Annotated in this window: 17 protein-coding genes and 2 pseudogenes; 7 read left to right on the plus strand and 12 right to left on the minus strand. The window is 38.2% G+C overall.

Annotated features, from left to right (window positions below; all coding sequences use genetic code 11):
* The 10 genes and pseudogenes from ACFIKJ_RS02600 to ACFIKJ_RS02645 all read right to left on the minus strand — a co-directional run.
* Window positions 1–494 (minus strand): annotated as a pseudogene (locus tag ACFIKJ_RS02600) (cell envelope biogenesis protein TolA); the annotation flags it as partial.
* A gap of 105 nt (window positions 495–599) precedes the next feature.
* On the minus strand, window positions 600–1,052 hold the full coding sequence (gene tolR / locus ACFIKJ_RS02605) for a protein TolR (RefSeq protein ID WP_375625263.1): 453 nt from the start codon (window positions 1,050–1,052) through the stop codon (window positions 600–602).
* 15 nt (window positions 1,053–1,067) lie between these two features.
* Complete coding sequence (gene tolQ, locus ACFIKJ_RS02610) at window positions 1,068–1,781, minus strand: protein TolQ (RefSeq protein WP_375606538.1); 714 nt, start codon at window positions 1,779–1,781, stop codon at window positions 1,068–1,070.
* 1,740 nt (window positions 1,782–3,521) lie between these two features.
* On the minus strand, window positions 3,522–3,962 hold the full coding sequence (gene ybgC / locus ACFIKJ_RS02615; protein ID WP_375635534.1) for a tol-pal system-associated acyl-CoA thioesterase: 441 nt from the start codon (window positions 3,960–3,962) through the stop codon (window positions 3,522–3,524).
* Window positions 3,963–4,174: 212 nt separating this feature from the next.
* Window positions 4,175–5,269 carry a Holliday junction branch migration DNA helicase RuvB gene (gene ruvB / locus ACFIKJ_RS02620; RefSeq protein ID WP_375648417.1) on the minus strand — a complete coding sequence of 365 codons (1,095 nt, stop codon included), beginning with the start codon at window positions 5,267–5,269 and terminating at the stop codon, window positions 4,175–4,177.
* Between the two features lie 13 nt (window positions 5,270–5,282).
* On the minus strand, window positions 5,283–5,897 hold the full coding sequence (ruvA, locus tag ACFIKJ_RS02625) for a Holliday junction branch migration protein RuvA (RefSeq protein ID WP_375626548.1): 615 nt from the start codon (window positions 5,895–5,897) through the stop codon (window positions 5,283–5,285).
* Entirely contained in the window at window positions 5,894–6,409 is a 516-nt protein-coding gene (gene ruvC / locus ACFIKJ_RS02630; RefSeq protein WP_375626550.1) for a crossover junction endodeoxyribonuclease RuvC, read from the minus strand. Before ruvC ends, ruvA begins: the two co-directional genes overlap by 4 nt.
* Before the next feature lie 1,319 nt (window positions 6,410–7,728).
* Window positions 7,729–7,989: pseudogene (locus tag ACFIKJ_RS02635) on the minus strand (DUF1465 domain-containing protein); the annotation flags it as partial.
* A gap of 12 nt (window positions 7,990–8,001) precedes the next feature.
* Complete coding sequence (locus tag ACFIKJ_RS02640) at window positions 8,002–8,520, minus strand: DUF1465 family protein (RefSeq protein ID WP_375670225.1); 519 nt, start codon at window positions 8,518–8,520, stop codon at window positions 8,002–8,004.
* A gap of 181 nt (window positions 8,521–8,701) precedes the next feature.
* Window positions 8,702–9,844 carry an OpgC family protein gene (locus tag ACFIKJ_RS02645; protein WP_375670226.1) on the minus strand — a complete coding sequence of 381 codons (1,143 nt, stop codon included), beginning with the start codon at window positions 9,842–9,844 and terminating at the stop codon, window positions 8,702–8,704.
* Between the two features lie 366 nt (window positions 9,845–10,210).
* On the opposite strand from ACFIKJ_RS02645, the gene ACFIKJ_RS02650 reads away from it, so the two are divergent.
* Together ACFIKJ_RS02650 and ACFIKJ_RS02655 are read left to right on the plus strand one after the other, a co-directional pair.
* On the plus strand, window positions 10,211–10,873 hold the full coding sequence (locus ACFIKJ_RS02650) for a thiamine phosphate synthase (protein ID WP_375670227.1): 663 nt from the start codon (window positions 10,211–10,213) through the stop codon (window positions 10,871–10,873).
* 310 nt (window positions 10,874–11,183) lie between these two features.
* A complete protein-coding gene (locus ACFIKJ_RS02655) occupies window positions 11,184–11,933 on the plus strand; it encodes a TIR domain-containing protein (RefSeq protein ID WP_375670228.1) in 750 nt (249 codons plus the stop codon).
* A 266-nt stretch (window positions 11,934–12,199) separates the two neighbouring features.
* On the opposite strand, the gene ACFIKJ_RS02660 is transcribed toward ACFIKJ_RS02655, so the two are convergent.
* Window positions 12,200–12,487: a type II toxin-antitoxin system RelE/ParE family toxin gene (locus ACFIKJ_RS02660; protein ID WP_375653597.1), complete on the minus strand. Its 288-nt coding sequence runs from the start codon at window positions 12,485–12,487 to the stop codon at window positions 12,200–12,202.
* Window positions 12,487–12,675 (minus strand): antitoxin, encoded by a 189-nt coding sequence (locus tag ACFIKJ_RS02665; RefSeq protein WP_375653596.1) that lies wholly within the window; start codon window positions 12,673–12,675, stop codon window positions 12,487–12,489. The genes ACFIKJ_RS02660 and ACFIKJ_RS02665 overlap by 1 nt, the downstream gene beginning before the upstream one ends.
* A gap of 497 nt (window positions 12,676–13,172) precedes the next feature.
* On the opposite strand from ACFIKJ_RS02665, the gene ACFIKJ_RS02670 reads away from it, so the two are divergent.
* The 5 genes from ACFIKJ_RS02670 (at window position 13,173) to ACFIKJ_RS02690 (ending at window position 17,660) form a co-directional block, all read left to right on the plus strand.
* Window positions 13,173–13,538 (plus strand): helix-turn-helix domain-containing protein, encoded by a 366-nt coding sequence (locus ACFIKJ_RS02670; protein WP_375653595.1) that lies wholly within the window; start codon window positions 13,173–13,175, stop codon window positions 13,536–13,538.
* Between the two features lie 371 nt (window positions 13,539–13,909).
* Window positions 13,910–14,302 (plus strand): helix-turn-helix domain-containing protein, encoded by a 393-nt coding sequence (locus tag ACFIKJ_RS02675; RefSeq protein ID WP_375625254.1) that lies wholly within the window; start codon window positions 13,910–13,912, stop codon window positions 14,300–14,302.
* A gap of 314 nt (window positions 14,303–14,616) precedes the next feature.
* Window positions 14,617–15,660, plus strand: a complete 1,044-nt coding sequence (locus ACFIKJ_RS02680) for a tetratricopeptide repeat protein (RefSeq protein WP_375625253.1) — start codon at window positions 14,617–14,619, stop codon at window positions 15,658–15,660.
* 602 nt (window positions 15,661–16,262) lie between these two features.
* On the plus strand, window positions 16,263–16,631 hold the full coding sequence (locus ACFIKJ_RS02685; protein WP_375625252.1) for a helix-turn-helix domain-containing protein: 369 nt from the start codon (window positions 16,263–16,265) through the stop codon (window positions 16,629–16,631).
* Between the two features lie 630 nt (window positions 16,632–17,261).
* Window positions 17,262–17,660 (plus strand): hypothetical protein, encoded by a 399-nt coding sequence (locus tag ACFIKJ_RS02690; protein WP_375637572.1) that lies wholly within the window; start codon window positions 17,262–17,264, stop codon window positions 17,658–17,660.
* The last annotated feature ends 310 nt before the right edge of the window (window positions 17,661–17,970 follow it).

Genomic DNA, 17,970 nt, shown 5'->3' on the forward strand with positions numbered 1-17,970 from the left:
GTGCTCAAAGGCATCTCAGGCGCAACCTTAGGAGTATCCTCCGGTGTGCTCAAAGGCATCTCAGGCGCAACCTTAGGGGTATCCTCTGTTTTTGCTTCTAATAATTCTGGTTTTGTAAGTTCGGGTGCAAATGTTTCTGACGTGTTCTTGCTTGGTGGTAGCGATGCTGTTTCAACAGAACGCAGTTTTTCCTTTGGTTGAAAAGGTGCTAGACTATCTATTTGTCCCTCTCCAATATGGCGTGCATCTTCTTTCTCTTGTGGTTGCATAGTTGGTTTAACGGCAGGAATTGCACGGATGGGAGCCTTCACGGATCCTTGTTGAGAGGACAACTCGTCCACTAAAGGAGCAAGAGTGATAGGAATTGCTTCCAATGGTTGTGGTAAAGAGACAGAGCTTGTAAACTGAACGGCTCCCCAACTGAGAAAAATGACATGGACCACAAGGGATAAAGCCAAGCCTCGTTTCATGCTATGATAGGAGTCTTTGTTCATTCTTTATGCCTTATTTATGACTTATATTTTTTCATTTTTAATCACTCTATGCTCTCTTAAAATATTTTAACAACAATCGTTTATGCGGATTTTATCACTTATTATTTATTGTGCTAGACTTGCTAACGCAACTTGAGAAAACCCCGCTTTTTGAATATCTGCCAGCAGTTTTAATACTTGCTGATATTCAACAGTTTTAGCAACCCGCACAAAAACCCGTTGATCTTTTTGTGTAGCATCTTCTTCCAGAAGAGTTTTAAGGTGTGCAATCAGTGCTTGTGACGTTTCATAATAATCTTGATTAATGGCAAAACGCCCTTGCGCGTCAAGTGAAACCGTAAGAGGCGTTTTTTGAGCTCGTACGGGACCTGCTTGACTACGAGGCAAATCTAGAGGAACACCGTTCACTAAAAGGGGAGCAGAGACCATAAAGATAATCAACAAGACCAGCATGACATCCACAAAAGGAGTAACATTGATCTCACTCATCAGTTGGCTTCGTGAATGATGGCGCCTACGTTTATTTTTCCGAGAAGAAGAAGCAACAGAAATTCCCATGGGATAAGCTCCTTTTTATAAAGAGGAAGGTGCTGTGCGTGTTTCATCAATACGCCGCGATACAATTGTTGAAAATTCATCGGCAAAATTTTCTATTTGTGCAATGATGCGCGCACTTTCATGAGTCAACTTGTTATAAGCAATAACGGCTGGAATTGCTGCAAACAAACCAATAGCGGTTGCCAAAAGCGCTTCTGCAATCCCTGGCGCGACAATGGCAAGTGATGTATTTTGAGAAGCTGAAATAGAAAGAAAAGACTCCATAATACCAATAACTGTTCCAAAAAGTCCGATAAAGGGTCCCGCAGATCCCAATGTCGCAAGAAAACTTAATTTTGATTCTATTTTTTCACTTTCACGCCCCAGCGTCAAATCCATAGCCTTATCAATTCTGCTCTGCAAACTTTTCGATGTATGGGTCCCTTTTTCAAGAGATTTTTTCCATTCAACCATTGCCGCCATAAAAACTGCGGATATACTATTGGTGCGTTGACTTTTACATGATGCATAAAGATCTTCTAGCGCTTTGCCTGACCAAAATGTACGTTCAAACTGCTTTATTTCACGCCGTATTCTCCGATACGTAAAAATTTTATCAAAAATAATTGCCCAACTCCAAATGGAAGCGAGCAGCAACCCGATCATAACACCTTTCACGATCCAACTCGCTTGCATAAACAAATGCAACATTCCAATTGTTTCCGGATTCGTTAGTTCACCATGCGGCATAATTTTTGTCCCTCTAAATAAAAGGTGTATTTTTTAAAATTCTATAAAACAGATTATTTTATAGTTTCTAAATTTAAGTAAAAAACTTCAGTCTCACATAAATCCATGCGCTAAAACAAGACTTGTTTTTTAAATTTCCTTAAAAAGTGATGACGAGAGACATCCCTCAACACACACACCCCTCATTTCACAACAGCATTTATGAAAAATATAACGATAAAGCCTTCCCCATAAATGCTATAAAAATAAAAGATATAAAAATGCGTGATATCAAATCTATTATGCACCACCATCTTTACGCTCATGAAAAGAAAGCTAAACCCTCATACACGTTTTAAGCTTAAAATGCAGTGATAAGTCTTAGCACTTGAAAACATTCATAAGAGGCATTTTTATTCCTTATCTTAAGTGTTTTTGTCCCCACTCACCAAGCCCGCTTGTGACATGTAAGAAAATGTTTTTTATTAATTGGCAGCAATAGAGCTTGAAAAGAAAAAATCTTACAAGTTTCAGAGTTATCTGAAAATGACAACGCAATAAATTATCATTATAAATAAATATGTTATAATCATGAAAGATTACGCTTTACCTCAGACTATTTTTTCTCTCATTTTGCATCAAATTTAATACGGGGACACCCTCGAACACAAAAAAACGACAATAAACCACCATAAAATGCCTCACAACAATGTGCCTCACCCATGCACCCTAATGTAAGTCCCATATAATAATCTATTGTAAGTCTCATATAGTCTCATTGTATTGTAAATTAATCCCTTTCAATGCCCATCATCTCTCTGACACCATGGCATGGTATAACGTAAAAGCTTCTGTAACATGAAAAAAGCCTTTTCACATCTTTACTTCATGAAAACAGGCTTCTTCGTTCTCTTTTCTCACTTGCGATATTTGATCGTTATTGCATTGAGAATGATCTATAAAAAATATTTTTACAATTTTTCAATGATTTATATTGCTCATCTTATGATATGTAAGCAAATGATTTCAATTGTTTCAACATGTACAGATTTGAAATGAAAGTATTTTACTCTCATTACTCTATTGGAATTTGTGCCCGTGAGAAGTGATAATTTACCTTTCTGAGTCGATCTATCATATAAAATAATATGCTTTTAAAACTTTAAATCAAAAATGCATTTCTGCTTTGTATACATTGACCTCTCACTCATTCACTGCGTTTAGAAGCACAGATAAAGCCATGTATTATGGATGAAAATGGATAGGACATGCGCTCTTGTGATGCCAAATGACAATCCAGTAAAAAACAAATCAAATTGCTTAAAACACCCTTTAAGTGTTTTGAGAGAATTTTCAACCTAATAGCTTATTATTACTTTATTGCAATATTTTGCTGGGTATGTGCATTTTTATAAAAATAAATCTTAATCCATTTTTTATTTCTTTTTTTGTTTTGTCCTTTTCTGCTGTTTTCCTATGCCAACGAACCTTTCTTCAAAAGAAAGAAAAGTATTTTCAGTTTATAGCAGAAAATGGATAATAAGACATTGATTTTGAATCATAACATAGATGAAGCGTGTTTAATTTTGTGGGATATCATCTTCAATTTATTGTAGCTACTGTAGTAGAGGCGCTTTCTTTTGATGTATCGCGTGACCTTGTTGGAAAACATTTAGGCTATGATAAATGTATGTCTTAGATTGTAGATTACTTTATATCCCCTGATCTCTCCTAAAGCTGCTCGTTCAATGAACAACACTTTTAACCAAGCATTTTTGCAAAAAGTTCTTTGGGTAAACGTCGCGGTTTTGCCTCCTCATTAATCAGAGCAATTTCAACTTTGGCTGTTACCAATGTGGTCGCCTCATGCAAAATAGATTGCTCCATAAAAAAGCGTGCCCCTTGGATATGAGTAACACGTGTTTTAACAACTAAAAGATTATCAATTTTAGCTGGTCTTGAAAAATTAATTTCCATATGACGCACAACAAAAAACAGTTTTTCCCCCTCAACCCCTGCTGCTAACATCTTATTATTAAAACCGGTATCCCGTAAAAACTCTGAACGTCCTCGTTCAAAAAACTCAAGATAACGCGCATGATAAACCACACCGGAAAAATCTGTATCCGCAACATAAACGCGGACCTGAAAATTATGAAAAGCATTTGTATGATTGCTCTTAAAAGGAGTTATTTCTGTCATTGGCTTCATGTCCCATAAAATCATCTAATATAGCAAATTGTTTATCAATCAAAAGATTGAACACATTTTTGTGTTGAAGTTGTGAAAAGCAAAAGCCCCCTTAATCGTGCAAGACCTTTTTGGTCAGAATATGCTAAAAGAAGCACGTCTCTTGTATTTTATGACCTTGCTATAAAATATTCACATAGTTTCTTTTAATTAAAGAGAATGTCTTAGTCATCTTCCCCATCCCATAAAGACGTCTGAAGTGATGAATTGTCTTGAGCATCAGAAAGTTGAGAACGCCTTTGTATAGACGTTGTAGAGACAGGAGCAGAAAGCCCTAAATGGCTCCAAGCCTTTTCAGTTAGAATGCGTCCACGAGCGGTTCTTTGAATAAAACCTTGTTGGAGCAAATACGGTTCAACAATATCTTCAATGGCATCGCGTGGTTCTGATAAAGCAGCAGCAATTGTTTCAATCCCCACCGGTCCCCCTAAAAAAGTTTCCGCAATCAGGAGCAAGTAGCGGCGATCAAGCGGATCAAGCCCAAGATGATCGACCTCAAGGCGGGAAAGCGCTTCATCAGCGATTTTTTGGTCAATTTGTTTTGCCTGTTTAACCAAAGCAAAATCACAAACACGCCGTAAAAGCCGCCCAGCAATACGAGGAGTCCCCCGTGCTCGGCGTGCAATTTCATGAGCACCATCATCACTGATCTTGACGGCAAAAAGCCGTGCATTACGCTGCACAATATATTCCAATTCTTCTATAGTATAAAAATTGAGACGAATTGGGATGCCAAAACGGTCTCTCAGCGGTGTGGTCAAAAGCCCCAAACGTGTAGTTGCCGCTACCAAAGTAAATTTAGCCAGATCAATTTTCACCGAGCGTGCGGCCGGCCCCTCCCCAATGATCAAATCAAGTTGATAATCTTCCATGGCTGGATAAAGAATTTCCTCAATCGCCGGATTTAAGCGATGAATTTCATCAATAAACAAGACATCACGTTCTTCGAGATTGGTCAAGAGAGCGGCTAAATCTCCTGCTTTAGCGATGACCGGTCCTGAAGTAGAGCGAAAATTAACGCCTAATTCTTTTGCCATAATCTGTGACAGCGTTGTTTTTCCCAGTCCCGGTGGTCCTACAAACAAAACATGATCCAGCGCTTCTTGCCGCGTTTTTGCTGCTTCAATAAATATTTTTAAATTAGCCCGTGCCGCTTCTTGACCAATAAAATCATCGAGAACTTGTGGTCTTAAGGAACGATCTGGATCGTTAGGAAGGGGTGCGGAACCCAGAAGGCGTTTATCTTCATCTTTATGCATTGTTACCTTGATTTTAAGTAGGAGAAGAAAGCAATTTGAGACTATGGCGGATCAGCAGAGCAGAAGAAACAGTTTCCCCCTCAAGAGCGTTCATCGCAAGAGCAAGAGCACGGGATGCATGCTCCCGCTCAAACCCTAGCTTCATTAACGCAGAAAGCGCATCATGCGCAGGTTGATTGGTCATCTCACGCTGAGGAACCGAAACAGTCTTGAGCGCTTGTTCAAAGGGGAGTGTTTTACTTTTCAACTCACCCACAATTCTTTCACTGACTTTTTTACCAACGCCCGGCGCTCGACTAATCATCGCAACATCGTTTAAGGCAATAGCCTGTGCGAGTTCATCTGGTGATAAAGTACCCAAGATTGCCAAAGCAACCTTCGCCCCTACTCCAGGAACATTTTGTAGAAGACAAAACCACTCCTGTTCAGCTCTTGTAGCAAAGCCAAAAAGGCGGATTGCGTCTTCCCGAACATGCGTTTCAATAAAAAGGCTTAACGCCTCCCCAACAGAGGGTAAAGAAGGACGGAGCCGATTTGACACAAAAACAACATAACCCACACCGTGAACATCAAGAAGGATATGATCATCAAAGATATGTTCAAGGGTGCCCTTTAATTTACCAATCATACCGCCATCCTTGCCTGATAAGATCGGTCAATACTCTTACGGTGCATACTATGACAAAGAGCAAGAGCAAGAGCATCAGCCGCATCACTGCTATCAAATTCAGCCCGTGGGAGGAGAACTTTGACCATCATATGAATTTGTTCTTTAGCACCGTGTCCAACACCAATAACCGATTTTTTCACTTTGTTGGGCGCATATTCAAAAACAGGAAGATTGGCTTGCGCAGGAACCAGCAATGCAATTGCACGTGCTTGCCCAAGTTTTAAAGTTGCTGTAGCATCTTTGTTGACAAACACATGTTCTACAGCGGCTTCATGGGGCATAAATTGATGCACAACCTCTGAAAGACCTTTGTGGATCTGACATAGTCTGGAAGCCAGCTCACACTTTACATCAGAAGAAACGGTCCCTGCTGCAATAAACTGAAGACGATTACCCGCAACATCGATAACCCCCCACCCTGTACGCCGCAATCCGGGATCAATGCCTATAATACGAATCGTCTCTGCCATAAACTACAGTCTATACACTTTTCCCCCCTGTGAATAAAGATGTGAATAAAGATGTGAATAAAGACAAGACCACAAAGAAAACAACAGCACAAGACAAAACCAGTAAAAAGATGATCATGCCCCCCAATTATAACACGCAACGAACAGCATCTTTATGAAGCATAACTGAAATCAATCAAAACCATTCACACATCACAAGCAAGCACCCTATCAAACACCTTATAAAACATAAAAATTCCCTTTCTTTATCATGTCCAATGCCATAACAGTTAAACATCGCAAGCGAGCAAATAGAGAGTGCTGGATTGTACATTCATTAAGTGTAAAGAGACTATGCAATAGATAGTATACACTTTACGGAAACTTTTTACATTATAACATGTTGCTACCACAGTAATTCAACAAATTGATTTATAAAGATAATTCATTATTTTGTATGTTGAATAAGAATCCCGAATATCCTAAGATTTTCTCATTACAAACCTCTTTATATTGAAGCAATCAAAACCATTCGCTCACATATGAAACGTGGGATTTCCCTATGGAGTAAACCTGTGCAAGAAAGGACTAAAAATGCCTCTCATGAACCATCTCTAATGCCAAGGGCTTATCACAACATTGGGGACTGGCAAATATGATGATCGTGCCGGCTTGCTCCGTTGCAAGCATAAAGATGAGGAGGCTCAATGGATGTAAGCAAGAACTGAGAGGTGTTTTTGAATATGCCCATTACACCACAATGACATTGCATGGAGAGGGACATTATGCATGGGACACAGAGAACCCCCGAGGCATTCATTATAGAGCACTTTATTTTGGATGTTTTATTTTACGCGAGGAAAAATAACTTCCATTCAAAACAAAAGAAGCCCAAAAACTGACACAATGTGTATCATCCTCATTAACACACGCTTTACAGCAACTTTATAGGCATAAATTATAGAGCATAAATAAATTGATGTACAAGCCCCAGCTCTATCTAGCGCCTGATTATTATCATAGCCAAAACAAAATCACACGATATATCAACAGAAAGTGTCCCAGCTGCAATCAACCGAAGCCGATTTTACAAGACCAACCATACCCCACATTCCATGCCATATTCGAAATCAATACCTATACACCCCCTCCCTCTACCCCCCTCTAAGCTATAAGCTCAAGATATTGCCTACGCTCAAATAGAAATTAGGTAGAAAAAAGCACTCTAGATTAGTTTTAGTTGTGAAATTTCGGTTGTAAAAAATGGGTAGATTGCTCTAAATATCGCAAGAAAGAAGCAAGGAGCTATTCTTCTCAGAACGCCCAAAAGCTGTTTTCAGTCATTCGATTTGTTTTCCCACTAAATTATCATTTCTTAAACTACAGCCTCTCCTTATTTACCAGAGTGCTTAAACTACAGCCGCATCTCTAAACGAAAAAATGCACGCTCTTAAAAGCAATGAATGAGAAACAAATTGGCGAAAAACTTCTGGCAATTCATGCCAATGAGGGGTTTCAAGTTCCAATGTCGGTGTATGAAGTGACACTTTTACAATTTCTTTTTTTATTTGTTCTGATGACATTTCCCCTTCACGCAGAGCAAGGAAATACCTCTAAGAACGCCCAAAGGCTGTTTTGAGCAATTCGATTTGTTTTCCTACTGGATTATCATCTTCTAAGGTACAGGAGGCTGCAGTTTCCCAACCAGCACGCATATACTGTATGCGCGCTTCTAAACGCAATGAATGAGAAACAAATTGGCGAAAAATTTCTGGCAATTCATGCCAATGAGGGGTTTCAAGTTCCAATGTCGGTGTATGAAGTGATACTTTTACAATTTCTTTTTTTATTTGTTCTGATGACATTTCCCCTTCACGCTCTGCGCGAAGAAGAAGGAGTTGAGAAGCGATTTGCATCAGTCGTGTACTTAAATACATAGCTTCTTTCGCATAGATTGCAGAAACTTCTGCCGAAAGGGAACGTGCTACTAATTTCCCTTCTGAATCAATATACGCTGCGGTTTTTTCAATCAGCGCCATTGTTTCTTCATAGAGACGATTAAAAGCATTTTCAAAAGCATTATGCTCAATCATGATAATAGGTTCATCATATGGACGTTTATGTACACTCACGCTTTTATACTCCAAGTATCAGCACAAAATTATACCACTCAACGAACAGAGTATTAAAAAGTTTCTTTTGTTGCTGTGTAGAACGCTTTTTTTAAAACTGCTACCTCTTTTAATTTTTTTGCGCAACGCGCTTTTTATACTAAGGTTAACGCACCCAACAAACACTATAGGAGCGTTTTTCTTATAAACGGATCAGTTTCCTTGAAAAGGACCACTGCCAAGATCGCCGTTTTTCACAATAATAGGCGACTCCAAATTGCAGAGCAATACCCGTTATTATTAAGAGGGTATCGGAAAAAAACGTTTCTGTCATCACTGTTTTTATAATTTGTCCAAACATCGCAAAAATGGTTCCCGTTACAAAGACCGGTAAACTATGTTTTCCTAAGATTGCTAAAGGATGTTTCTGAGAGACATAAAACCATTTATTGATGCTTGGCAAAGAAAGAATGAAAAAGGCTAATGCAAGAACATGGAGTAAACGTGGCAAGCTTAAAAAGGTTTTATTAAAGTTCAGCAATGGGGAAGACCAGCCAAGCCACCCCAAAATGCCCCACCAGTTTAAGCGAACCCATAACAGTGCCAACAAGAGATAAGCTGCCGCACAAACAACCCAAAAAGACCGAAAAGCGATTTTTTTTCCTTGTTTAAGCGCTAAAGTACTGGTCAATCCTATGACAAATAAGAATTGCCAAGACAAAGGGTTTAAAAACCACTTTCCCTCTAAAGGATAAGAAGGAGGAGCAATTTTATAAAATCCGCAGATAAGATACAGCGTAAACGAGCCCAAAAGCAGCCATTTTGTCTGTTTACAACTCAAATAAAGGATAAAAGGCGCAAAAAACATCAAAACGATATAAAGTGGAAGAATATTATTATATCCCAATTGATGCCCAAAACTTAAGGTACTCAAAAATGCGATACCAGGCTCTTTAAAAAAGAGTCTCATATTGTTCATTGATAAAAGTTTTTCTGTTTTCCATAATAAAAAGGCAGCAAAAAAAAGACTTAACGTGACAAAGGTAGTAAAAAGATATGCGCCATAGAGCTGCAAAGCTCTGTACCACAGTTTTCGGATGATAAAAGCAAAGGATTTTTGCTGTAACCGTCCATGAAAGCTTAATCCAAGCGCAATCCCTGAAAGCAAAACAAACACTTCTGCACAATCAGAAAAACCGAAATTTCTATGGGTAAAAGACTCATAGATCGTTCTGGGAATATGGTTGATGAAAATCGTCAATAAAGCTAAAGAACGAAAAACATCAATACGTGTATCACGGCGAAAAGGCTGAGTATTATGCTCACGAATACCTTGGTATTTCATCAGTGGACTCCCACACGCCACAAACCCCTTGAAGTCCCATAAAAATGGTGGTTACCCTTATTGCCAACAAGCATAAACAGGATGAAATTTTAATTTTTAAGAGTCAAGTTTCATTTTAAGCGTTTATTTTTTAAAAGGCAAAATTTTTTTAAAGGTAAAAGAACGAAAAGAATCCATACATGTATCACAGCAAAAAGGCGACATAATTATGCTTAAAAACACTCTCATTTCTCATAAGCAGGCACCCACACACCCACAAATCCTTTAAATTACGTGAAAATGGTGGTCACTTTCATCGCAAATAAGCATAATAGAATGAAACTTTAATTTTAAGCATTATTTTTCTCTAAGAAACAGGGATTTGACATGACAGAACAAAAAAATAAACCAATTGATTCACCTCTTTTCCCTCAGTTGATTTTAACACTTGATGTTCGGCGCAACACCCCACACACATTTTTGCAGCAAATTTTGCAAACAAAGTCTTTTGCATGCGTCATCCTCTATGATTCTGAAAAGTTGAAAGATGATGGCTCTTTTTTACAACAACAAGCGCAAACCTACGCAGAAGATATTCAACATCATAACGCAGCCCTTCTCATCGCTGATGACAGCCGCATTGCTGGACGCATAAAGGCTGATGGATTGCACATAGAAGATGATCTTAACGCTCTTGAAAGCTTCAAAAATCAGCAAAAGGAACAAAAAATCATAGGCTTTGGCAATTTACGCAATCGCCATAGTGCTATGCTTGCAGCGGAAACAGGTGTTGATTACCTGTTCTTTGGAAAACTCGGTGCTGATAAAAAAACCCAAGCGCACCCCCGCAATCTCCAGTTAGCAACATGGTGGGCAGAAATTATGCAACCCCCCGCCATTATCCAAGCAGGAAGCGATTTTTCAACCTTTGATGAAGTCTTAAAGACTGGATGTGAATTCATTGCTGTAGAAGAAGTGATTTTTGGGAACGACAACCCCTTAATACTGCTTAAAACAATGCAAGAAAAATGTGAAAACACCCCCTTGTAATATAGGAGGAGAATTTATAAATAAAGCGTTAATAAAAATCCAAACACTCACCACTATATTACTTATATAGAACACACAATAACAGATAAAGAGGATACCTCGAAACTCAATAAAATTGCTTAATAATTCAATCAAATTGATGAAAAATCTAGCGTCTTTTTTTCATATAATATATAGAAAAAAGGATCATAAAAACTTTCTCGTTCAATGTCTTATAAAGACAAAGCATTATGATTGGGGAAAATGGTCATTTTCAATATTGGTACTGAATACCAATAGCTGATGATACAAATATGCAGGGGACATAAAAATGCAATATAGCGGAACACTTGAAGATCTTAAAAACATAATTCGCAAAGCTGGATATCAAATCAAAGAAACTAAACCTCTATCACATCCATCCCCTGAAGGATATCAGATCAAAACCTACGAAGGAGGCACTATTAATTGGTTTAAAAGCACAGGAAAACTTCAAGTTCAAGGCAAAGAAAACATAAAACAAAAGTTAATAGAAGATTTAGCAAAGCATATAGAAGAAACATCAACGATTCCTTCCTCAAAAACTGCCCCCAATCCCTCAAATAAAAAAATCTTTATCGTTCATGGCCATGACCATATTGCTCTAGAGCAACTTGAACTTATTCTTCGCAGGCTTGATCTCGAACCATACATCTTAAAAAATACTGGTGGTAATGGTTTAACCCTCATTGAAATTTTGGAAAAAGAAGCTTGTAACGATTCTATAGGATTTGGTATTGTGCTATTTACTCCCGATGATATAGGCTATGCTAGATCTGACAAGGAAAAAAAAGAACAATTTCGTGCACGACAAAACGTTATTTTCGAAATGGGCATGTTAACCGCTGCACTTTCTCGCAAAAATGTCGCTATTCTAAAAAAACAAGACCTTGAACTCCCTTCAGATTTTGGTGGGCTTAAATACATTCCTTTTAATGAACACGTAAAAGAAACACTTCCGGATCTTTGTGATCGACTATGTGAAGCCGGCTACAATTTAGATGCAAAAAAATTGCTACAGCATCACGTTAAATTTGAATAATGCTTATGTTTATTTTTTAAAGCGCACGCCCAAAACCACAAGACACCCCACCACATTCCACAGACACACACATCCTATAGGCTTAAAGAAACGATCACCCCCACTCTTATTCAAACAGCAAGCGATTGTGCAAATTTTAATGAAGGTACCGAAATTCATTACCATAGAAGAAATCATTTTAATCCCTTTGATAAACACGGAGGCTGTTGTCATGATTTTGGTAATTGTTCCAGAGAGATTTAAGAAGCAGATAGCCTCTGATTAGATTAAAGAAAAATAGGAAATTCACGTCGGGCATGCACTACAGCTACAATTTCGATTTGATGTGCAGCTACTCGATACAATATAAGGTAATTTGGATGCGCTACAATTTCTCGTAATCCTAATACCTTCTCACTCTGTCTGTATAAATATGGATGTTCAGCCAATGGCAATACGGATGCTTCCAAAAACCTTTTCATTCGGCGCGTAGCAGATGAATTTTCGCGAGCAATGTACGTTAAAATCTGACGCAAATCATCGCGCGTCGAAGACAACCAAACAACCGGAAGCATCACTTTTTCTGTTCAGCTTCAAGCTGACTGATTATAACTTCCATTTCAGCCATAACCTCATCATGCGGAATAGGAGGATATGGATTTACAAGACTGCTCGCTACCTTATCGCGCAGCCATGCAGTGTAGCTGCTTTCCTGTTCAACGGTTTCGAACTCTGAAATTAGCGGAGAAAGGGTGGTCTTCATAATATATGTCCTTTCTATTCCTGAATATTGAAGATAATTACTCTTGGTTATGTTGTCAATATTAGCGAATTGAAAATATTTAACTTTTAAGCGTCCAAAGTTCTTTTGATCTTAAAACTTAAGGCTTTTTAACCCTCTCAAAAAACACGGGGGCTAATGTCATGATTTTGACAATCATTCCAGAGAGATTTAAGAAGCGGATAGCCTCTCATTAAAAAACAAATTTTGTAAGTAAAAAACTATTTTTATTGTAAATTTCTTAAAATTACTTTATGAATTAAAAGATGTTTTGGTCGCATACGCAACGACCAAGAGGGTCTTGAAAGCCCGAAAATCTAAACATGAATTTACCCCACTTTGTGGGTATCCCGGAATTCCGGGAGTTTTTGCTATGTCCAGGTGCTCTCAGCACTAAAAGCAAAAAAAGCTGATTAGATTTCAGTACTTTCAAGCTCCCGGAATACTCATGCGAGGGCGCTCGCAACCGGCGGGGAAACATGCAATCTCAAAATCTTAATATTGATCTTTTTATTGGCAAAAAAATTCGCTTAAAACGAAAAATGTTGAAGATGTCTCAAAAAACATTAGGTCAACATTTAGGCGTCACTTTCCAACAAATTCAAAAATATGAAAAAGGCTTAAATCGTGTCAGCGCAGGGCGTTTAATGGAAATTTCTGATATCTTGAATGTTCCACTTTCCTTTTTCTATGCCAATATCATTACAAAACAACAGCCCCCATACCACCATGATGAAATCGCATCAAGCACAGAGGAATATCTGCTGCTCAAAAGATTTAGAACTCTCACAACGGTAAAAAAGAAAGCCTTTTTAAAACTGATCTCTGAAGAGAATGCAAACTAACATCACACGGATAGCACGCACTATTCAAAGTCCCCTTTGTAACACTTTATTGCTTGAATGCAAAACATACCACCCCTCCATTTTAAAAAACGACACGTTAAGAGACACTATTTTAATTTTTATTGTAAATTTCCTAAAATTACTTTATGAATTAAAAGATGTTTTGGTCGCATACGCAACGACCAAAAGGGGCCTTGAAAACCCTAGATCCGAGCGTAAAGATGAACCCACTTTGTGGGTATCCCGGAATTCCGGGAGTTTTTGCTATGTCCAGGTGCTTTAAGCACTAAAAGCAAAAAGGCTGACTCGGATTCAGTGTTTTCAAGCTCCCGGAATACTCATGCGAGGGCGCTCGCAACCGGCGGGGAAAAATGCAATCTCAAAATCTTAATATTGATCTTTTCATTGGCAAAAAAATTCGCTTAAAACGAAAAATGCTAAAAATGTCTCAAACAACTTTAGGACACGCTTTAGGTGTCACTTTCCAACAAATTCAAAAATATGAAAAAGGCTTAAATCGTGTCAGCGCAGGGCGATTAATGGAAATTTCTGATATTTTGAATGTTCCACTTTCCTTTTTTTACGCGGATATCTTAACAAAACAGCAGTCCCCATATCATCATGATGAGATCGCATCGAACACAGAGGAATACCTGCTGCTCAAAAGATTTAGAACTCTCACAACGGTTAAAAAGAAAGCCTTTTTACAGCTGATCTCTGATGAGAGTGCAAACAATATCACACGGATAGCGCGCTATTCATAAGCATTCATAAGTATTTTAAAAAGCAGCCCCCATTGTAAGCATTTTTTCATTTTAGGAGGAGATGCCCTTAATATAATAGACGATAAGCATTTTTACACACAATAACCCTTTATCATTATTATTTTTAACAGGACTATTTTCAACAGTCTGGCTCTCGTCAACATTTATGCTATTTTTTTAAACTTACCGAACCCTACCTTAACTAAGATGAAAAACTGAGAGATAAAAAGTAATATAGAAATGAAATTCTTATACGGCTTGTAATGATGAAAAAAAAATGTGAAAGTTCTGATCGGTAATGAGGAGAAAACACCATGATCAAGAGAAGCGTGAAGCTGCTTATCTTAGGCGTGCTTGGCCTTGCAAGTTCTGCTGTCAATTCAGCTGGAAACACTGAAGAATTCTCAAGTTCTGAAGACTCTTTCAATACGATTCAAGAAGCTTCAAACACTCAAGAACCTTTTCAGCCCTTAAAAGCTGGAGACTATGATCAAGCCTATGACTATTACATCCAAGGTTATTATTTAAAAGCTTTTCGTGAAGCACTCCGACGTGCTGAAAAAAATGATCCTTTTGCACAAACTCTTCTTGCCAGAATTTATATGGAGGGATGTGCTGTCCCTATTGACGGTGCGCGTGCTGCTTTATGGTTTGAACGCGCCGCAAAACAGGGGGAACCCCAAGCACAACTACGCTATGGGCTTATGTTGTTTGATGGTAACTTTATAAAACAAAATCAAGAACTTGGTGAACAGTTCATTCAAAAATCTGTCAATGCAGGCGTCAAGGAAGCCTATTTTTATTACGGACAACTGCTTCTTTATAAAGCCGCACAGGAAAAACAAGCTCTCCCTGGTGTTTCTTCTCAAAGCCGTGAAAATGAAGCAATCGAGCAAGCCTTAAAATTGTACTTAAAAGGTGCTGCTCTTGGAGATGCTGAAGCTGCTTTTTCTGCTGCAAAAATTCTTTCCTTAGGCACGTTAAAACGACCAAAGGATGATCGCAATGCTCGCAAACTCATGGAGGTAGCGGCTCAAAACAACCACTTAAAAGCTCAACTTCATTTAGCACAATGGCTTATACAGGGGCGTGGAGGAGAAACAGATTTTCCCCGTGCTTTTCATTTACTTCAAAGAAATGCTATCAACATGATAGCACCAGCACAGATTTCCCTTGCAAGGCTTTATCGAGATGGCACAGGAACAAAAGGCGATATAATAATGGCAGCGGCATGGTATATGCTCGCAAAAGAGGCAAAAATGCAAGCTCCTGATCTTGAAATAATGCTCCAAGGCATGGACAAAACACAACTAGAAAAAGCGCACAAAGAAGCAATAAAGCTCCTTCCTGTTTTTTAAAATACTCCTCTCTGCTTCAAAGAGATAAAATTTATAGAAATTCCGGGAGATTTTGCTCTGTCCAGGGGCGATAAGCACTAAAAGCAAAAAGGCTGATTTGAGTTCAGTATTTTCAAGCTCCCGGAATACCAACGCGAGGGCGCTCGCACCCCGTCGGAGGGAAATGCAAACCAAAGATCTTTATAACGACATTTCCATTGGTAAAGAAAACGCACTGGTATCATTTACTTAACAAACAATATCCAATAAGCAAAAGAACTAGGCTATCCGAAAATTCCAAAAGCTCTATTTGTTCATTCTTTTTGCTTGGATGAAAAACACACCAACTCTCATTAAAAAACTATTTTTTATTGTAAATTTGCTGAAATTACTTTATGAATTGAAAGGTGTTTTGGTCGCATACGCAACGACCAATAGGGCTCTAAAAACCCGAAACCTCGTACATAAATTTACCCCGCTTTGCGGGTATCCCGGAATTCCGGGAGATTTTGCTATGTCCAGGTGCTTTAAGCACTAAAAGCAAAATGCTGATTCGAGGTCAGTGTTTTTAGACTCCCGGAATACCAACGCGAGGGCGCTCGCACCCGGCGGGGGGCTTTAAAATGCAAAGTAAAAATCTTAATATTGATCTTTTTGTAGGCAAAAAAGTTCGTTTTAGACGAAAAATGTTGAAGATGTCTCAAAAAACATTAGGTCAACATTTGGGTGTCACTTTCCAACAAATCCAGAAATATGAAAACGGCTTAAATCGTGTCAGCGCAGGGCGTTTAAAAGAAATTTCCGATATCTTAAATGTTCCGGTTTCCTTTTTCTATGCGGATATCATCACAAAACAACAGCCCCCATACCACCATGATGAAATCGCATCAAGCACAGAAGAATACCTGCTTTTAAAAAGATTTAGAGTTCTAACCTCGATAAAACAAAGAGCCATTTTACAGCTCATCGCTGATCAGAATGAAAGCTTTTAACATTGTGATATAGGGCGCTACACTCTTTGTTCTTAACTTGCCTCCCACCCCTCAAAGGACAGAAGTCCCTTCCCTATCCAGTTGGGAAACAATCCGTCTTCTCAGAACAGAACTCTTTTAGCTTCCGATTTCATGTGGTTCATTTCACAAGATTATCCGGACAAGCCACCCTCAAATATTCACCACACACTCTCATAAAAACATCACATATGCAAAGTTTGATACCTTATAGCACCGCACCTAAAACGATAGCATTTTACAGCAAACAGAATAAGCATTCATGCGTATTTTAAAAAAGATAGCCCTCAAAAAGCAATGCTTGAAATTTTTTTGATCAATCTGGAATAACACTTAACACATCATTTTATAATAGTGATAGAGGACATGATCTTAACATGCAAACGCAAAAAATTGCTTTTTTATCATAATTACTAAAAGCAGCAGTTTATTAAAATATACACCACCAGAAGCACTTCAAGCAACCTTTACAGCTGAAACCATTATTCATTGATTAATTAACCGATTGATTAGATGCCGATATGTTGTTAATGTAACGATGAGTAAAGTTGCTCTTATTTCTGGAATAGGAGCTTCGCAAAAAAGAGCAACAATAAGTAAGGGGAATTAACGATGTTAAAATATTTATTGCTGTCACCGGTTGTGTTGGTGGCAGGTTGCGCATCTGTAGGCAATTATTCATCAAATTATGTTGATCAAAGTCTTACAAAGCGTCAGGCACAATTAGTCGCTAACAAATTTATTAGCGATATCAAGAGATCTCTACCACCCGCTACAACCACACTTCTTATAAAGAAAAATAATACAGCAGACAGCTTTACTCCTTTATTTATCAATCTGTTGCGACGGAATGGATATAATGTGATCTATACAGATCAACCTCAAAAGCAGCAAAACATGGGTGTGAATTTGAGTTATAGAATACAATTAAATAGTAGAGTTATAGTGTCTCTTCTTCAGTATAATGTGAACGGAGAACCACGTGCTCATATAAGTACTCAGCCCAGATGAACCCGCTATTTAATGTGAATTTTCTCTATATTTTACACATAAAGACTTAAAAGCTCTTGCGAAAGGCAAAGAGATTTGCACCTCAATAAAAAACCTCATTTTTAGCCAGAGTGGATAAATTTTATTATAGATTGTGACAATACAAAATAGTGTAAATTATAGCTTTGAGATTTAAGAAAAGAAGAATACTAAAAATAATGAAAATGCCCCACACCCTAGTGAATTGTTACGCGAAGATGTAAATGCAAAACTTGGACTATCTGTGATTGAAGCAGCTGAAGAGTTTTCTATATCCCGTGTAGCATTTTCT

This window comes from Bartonella sp. PS7NMGDW (assembly GCF_042193585.1).
GTDB classification, from domain to species: domain Bacteria; phylum Pseudomonadota; class Alphaproteobacteria; order Rhizobiales; family Rhizobiaceae; genus Bartonella; species Bartonella grahamii.

Excerpts from the sequence above, each read along its gene's own strand:
- tolR (WP_375625263.1), bottom strand. The coding sequence starts at position 1,052 with ATGGGAATTTCTGTTGCTTCTTCTTCTCGGAAAAATAAACGTAGGCGC.
- tolQ (WP_375606538.1), bottom strand. The coding sequence starts at position 1,781 with ATGCCGCATGGTGAACTAACGAATCCGGAAACAATTGGAATGTTGCAT.
- ybgC (WP_375635534.1), bottom strand. The coding sequence starts at position 3,962 with ATGACAGAAATAACTCCTTTTAAGAGCAATCATACAAATGCTTTTCAT.
- ruvB (WP_375648417.1), bottom strand. The coding sequence starts at position 5,269 with ATGCATAAAGATGAAGATAAACGCCTTCTGGGTTCCGCACCCCTTCCT.
- ruvA (WP_375626548.1), bottom strand. The coding sequence starts at position 5,897 with ATGATTGGTAAATTAAAGGGCACCCTTGAACATATCTTTGATGATCAT.
- ruvC (WP_375626550.1), bottom strand. The coding sequence starts at position 6,409 with ATGGCAGAGACGATTCGTATTATAGGCATTGATCCCGGATTGCGGCGT.
- ACFIKJ_RS02645 (WP_375670226.1), bottom strand. The coding sequence starts at position 9,844 with ATGAAATACCAAGGTATTCGTGAGCATAATACTCAGCCTTTTCGCCGT.
- ACFIKJ_RS02650 (WP_375670227.1), top strand. The coding sequence starts at position 10,211 with ATGACAGAACAAAAAAATAAACCAATTGATTCACCTCTTTTCCCTCAG.
- ACFIKJ_RS02655 (WP_375670228.1), top strand. The coding sequence starts at position 11,184 with ATGCAATATAGCGGAACACTTGAAGATCTTAAAAACATAATTCGCAAA.
- ACFIKJ_RS02660 (WP_375653597.1), bottom strand. The coding sequence starts at position 12,487 with ATGCTTCCGGTTGTTTGGTTGTCTTCGACGCGCGATGATTTGCGTCAG.
- ACFIKJ_RS02665 (WP_375653596.1), bottom strand. The coding sequence starts at position 12,675 with ATGAAGACCACCCTTTCTCCGCTAATTTCAGAGTTCGAAACCGTTGAA.
- ACFIKJ_RS02670 (WP_375653595.1), top strand. The coding sequence starts at position 13,173 with ATGCAATCTCAAAATCTTAATATTGATCTTTTTATTGGCAAAAAAATT.
- ACFIKJ_RS02675 (WP_375625254.1), top strand. The coding sequence starts at position 13,910 with ATGCAATCTCAAAATCTTAATATTGATCTTTTCATTGGCAAAAAAATT.
- ACFIKJ_RS02680 (WP_375625253.1), top strand. The coding sequence starts at position 14,617 with ATGATCAAGAGAAGCGTGAAGCTGCTTATCTTAGGCGTGCTTGGCCTT.
- ACFIKJ_RS02685 (WP_375625252.1), top strand. The coding sequence starts at position 16,263 with ATGCAAAGTAAAAATCTTAATATTGATCTTTTTGTAGGCAAAAAAGTT.
- ACFIKJ_RS02690 (WP_375637572.1), top strand. The coding sequence starts at position 17,262 with ATGTTAAAATATTTATTGCTGTCACCGGTTGTGTTGGTGGCAGGTTGC.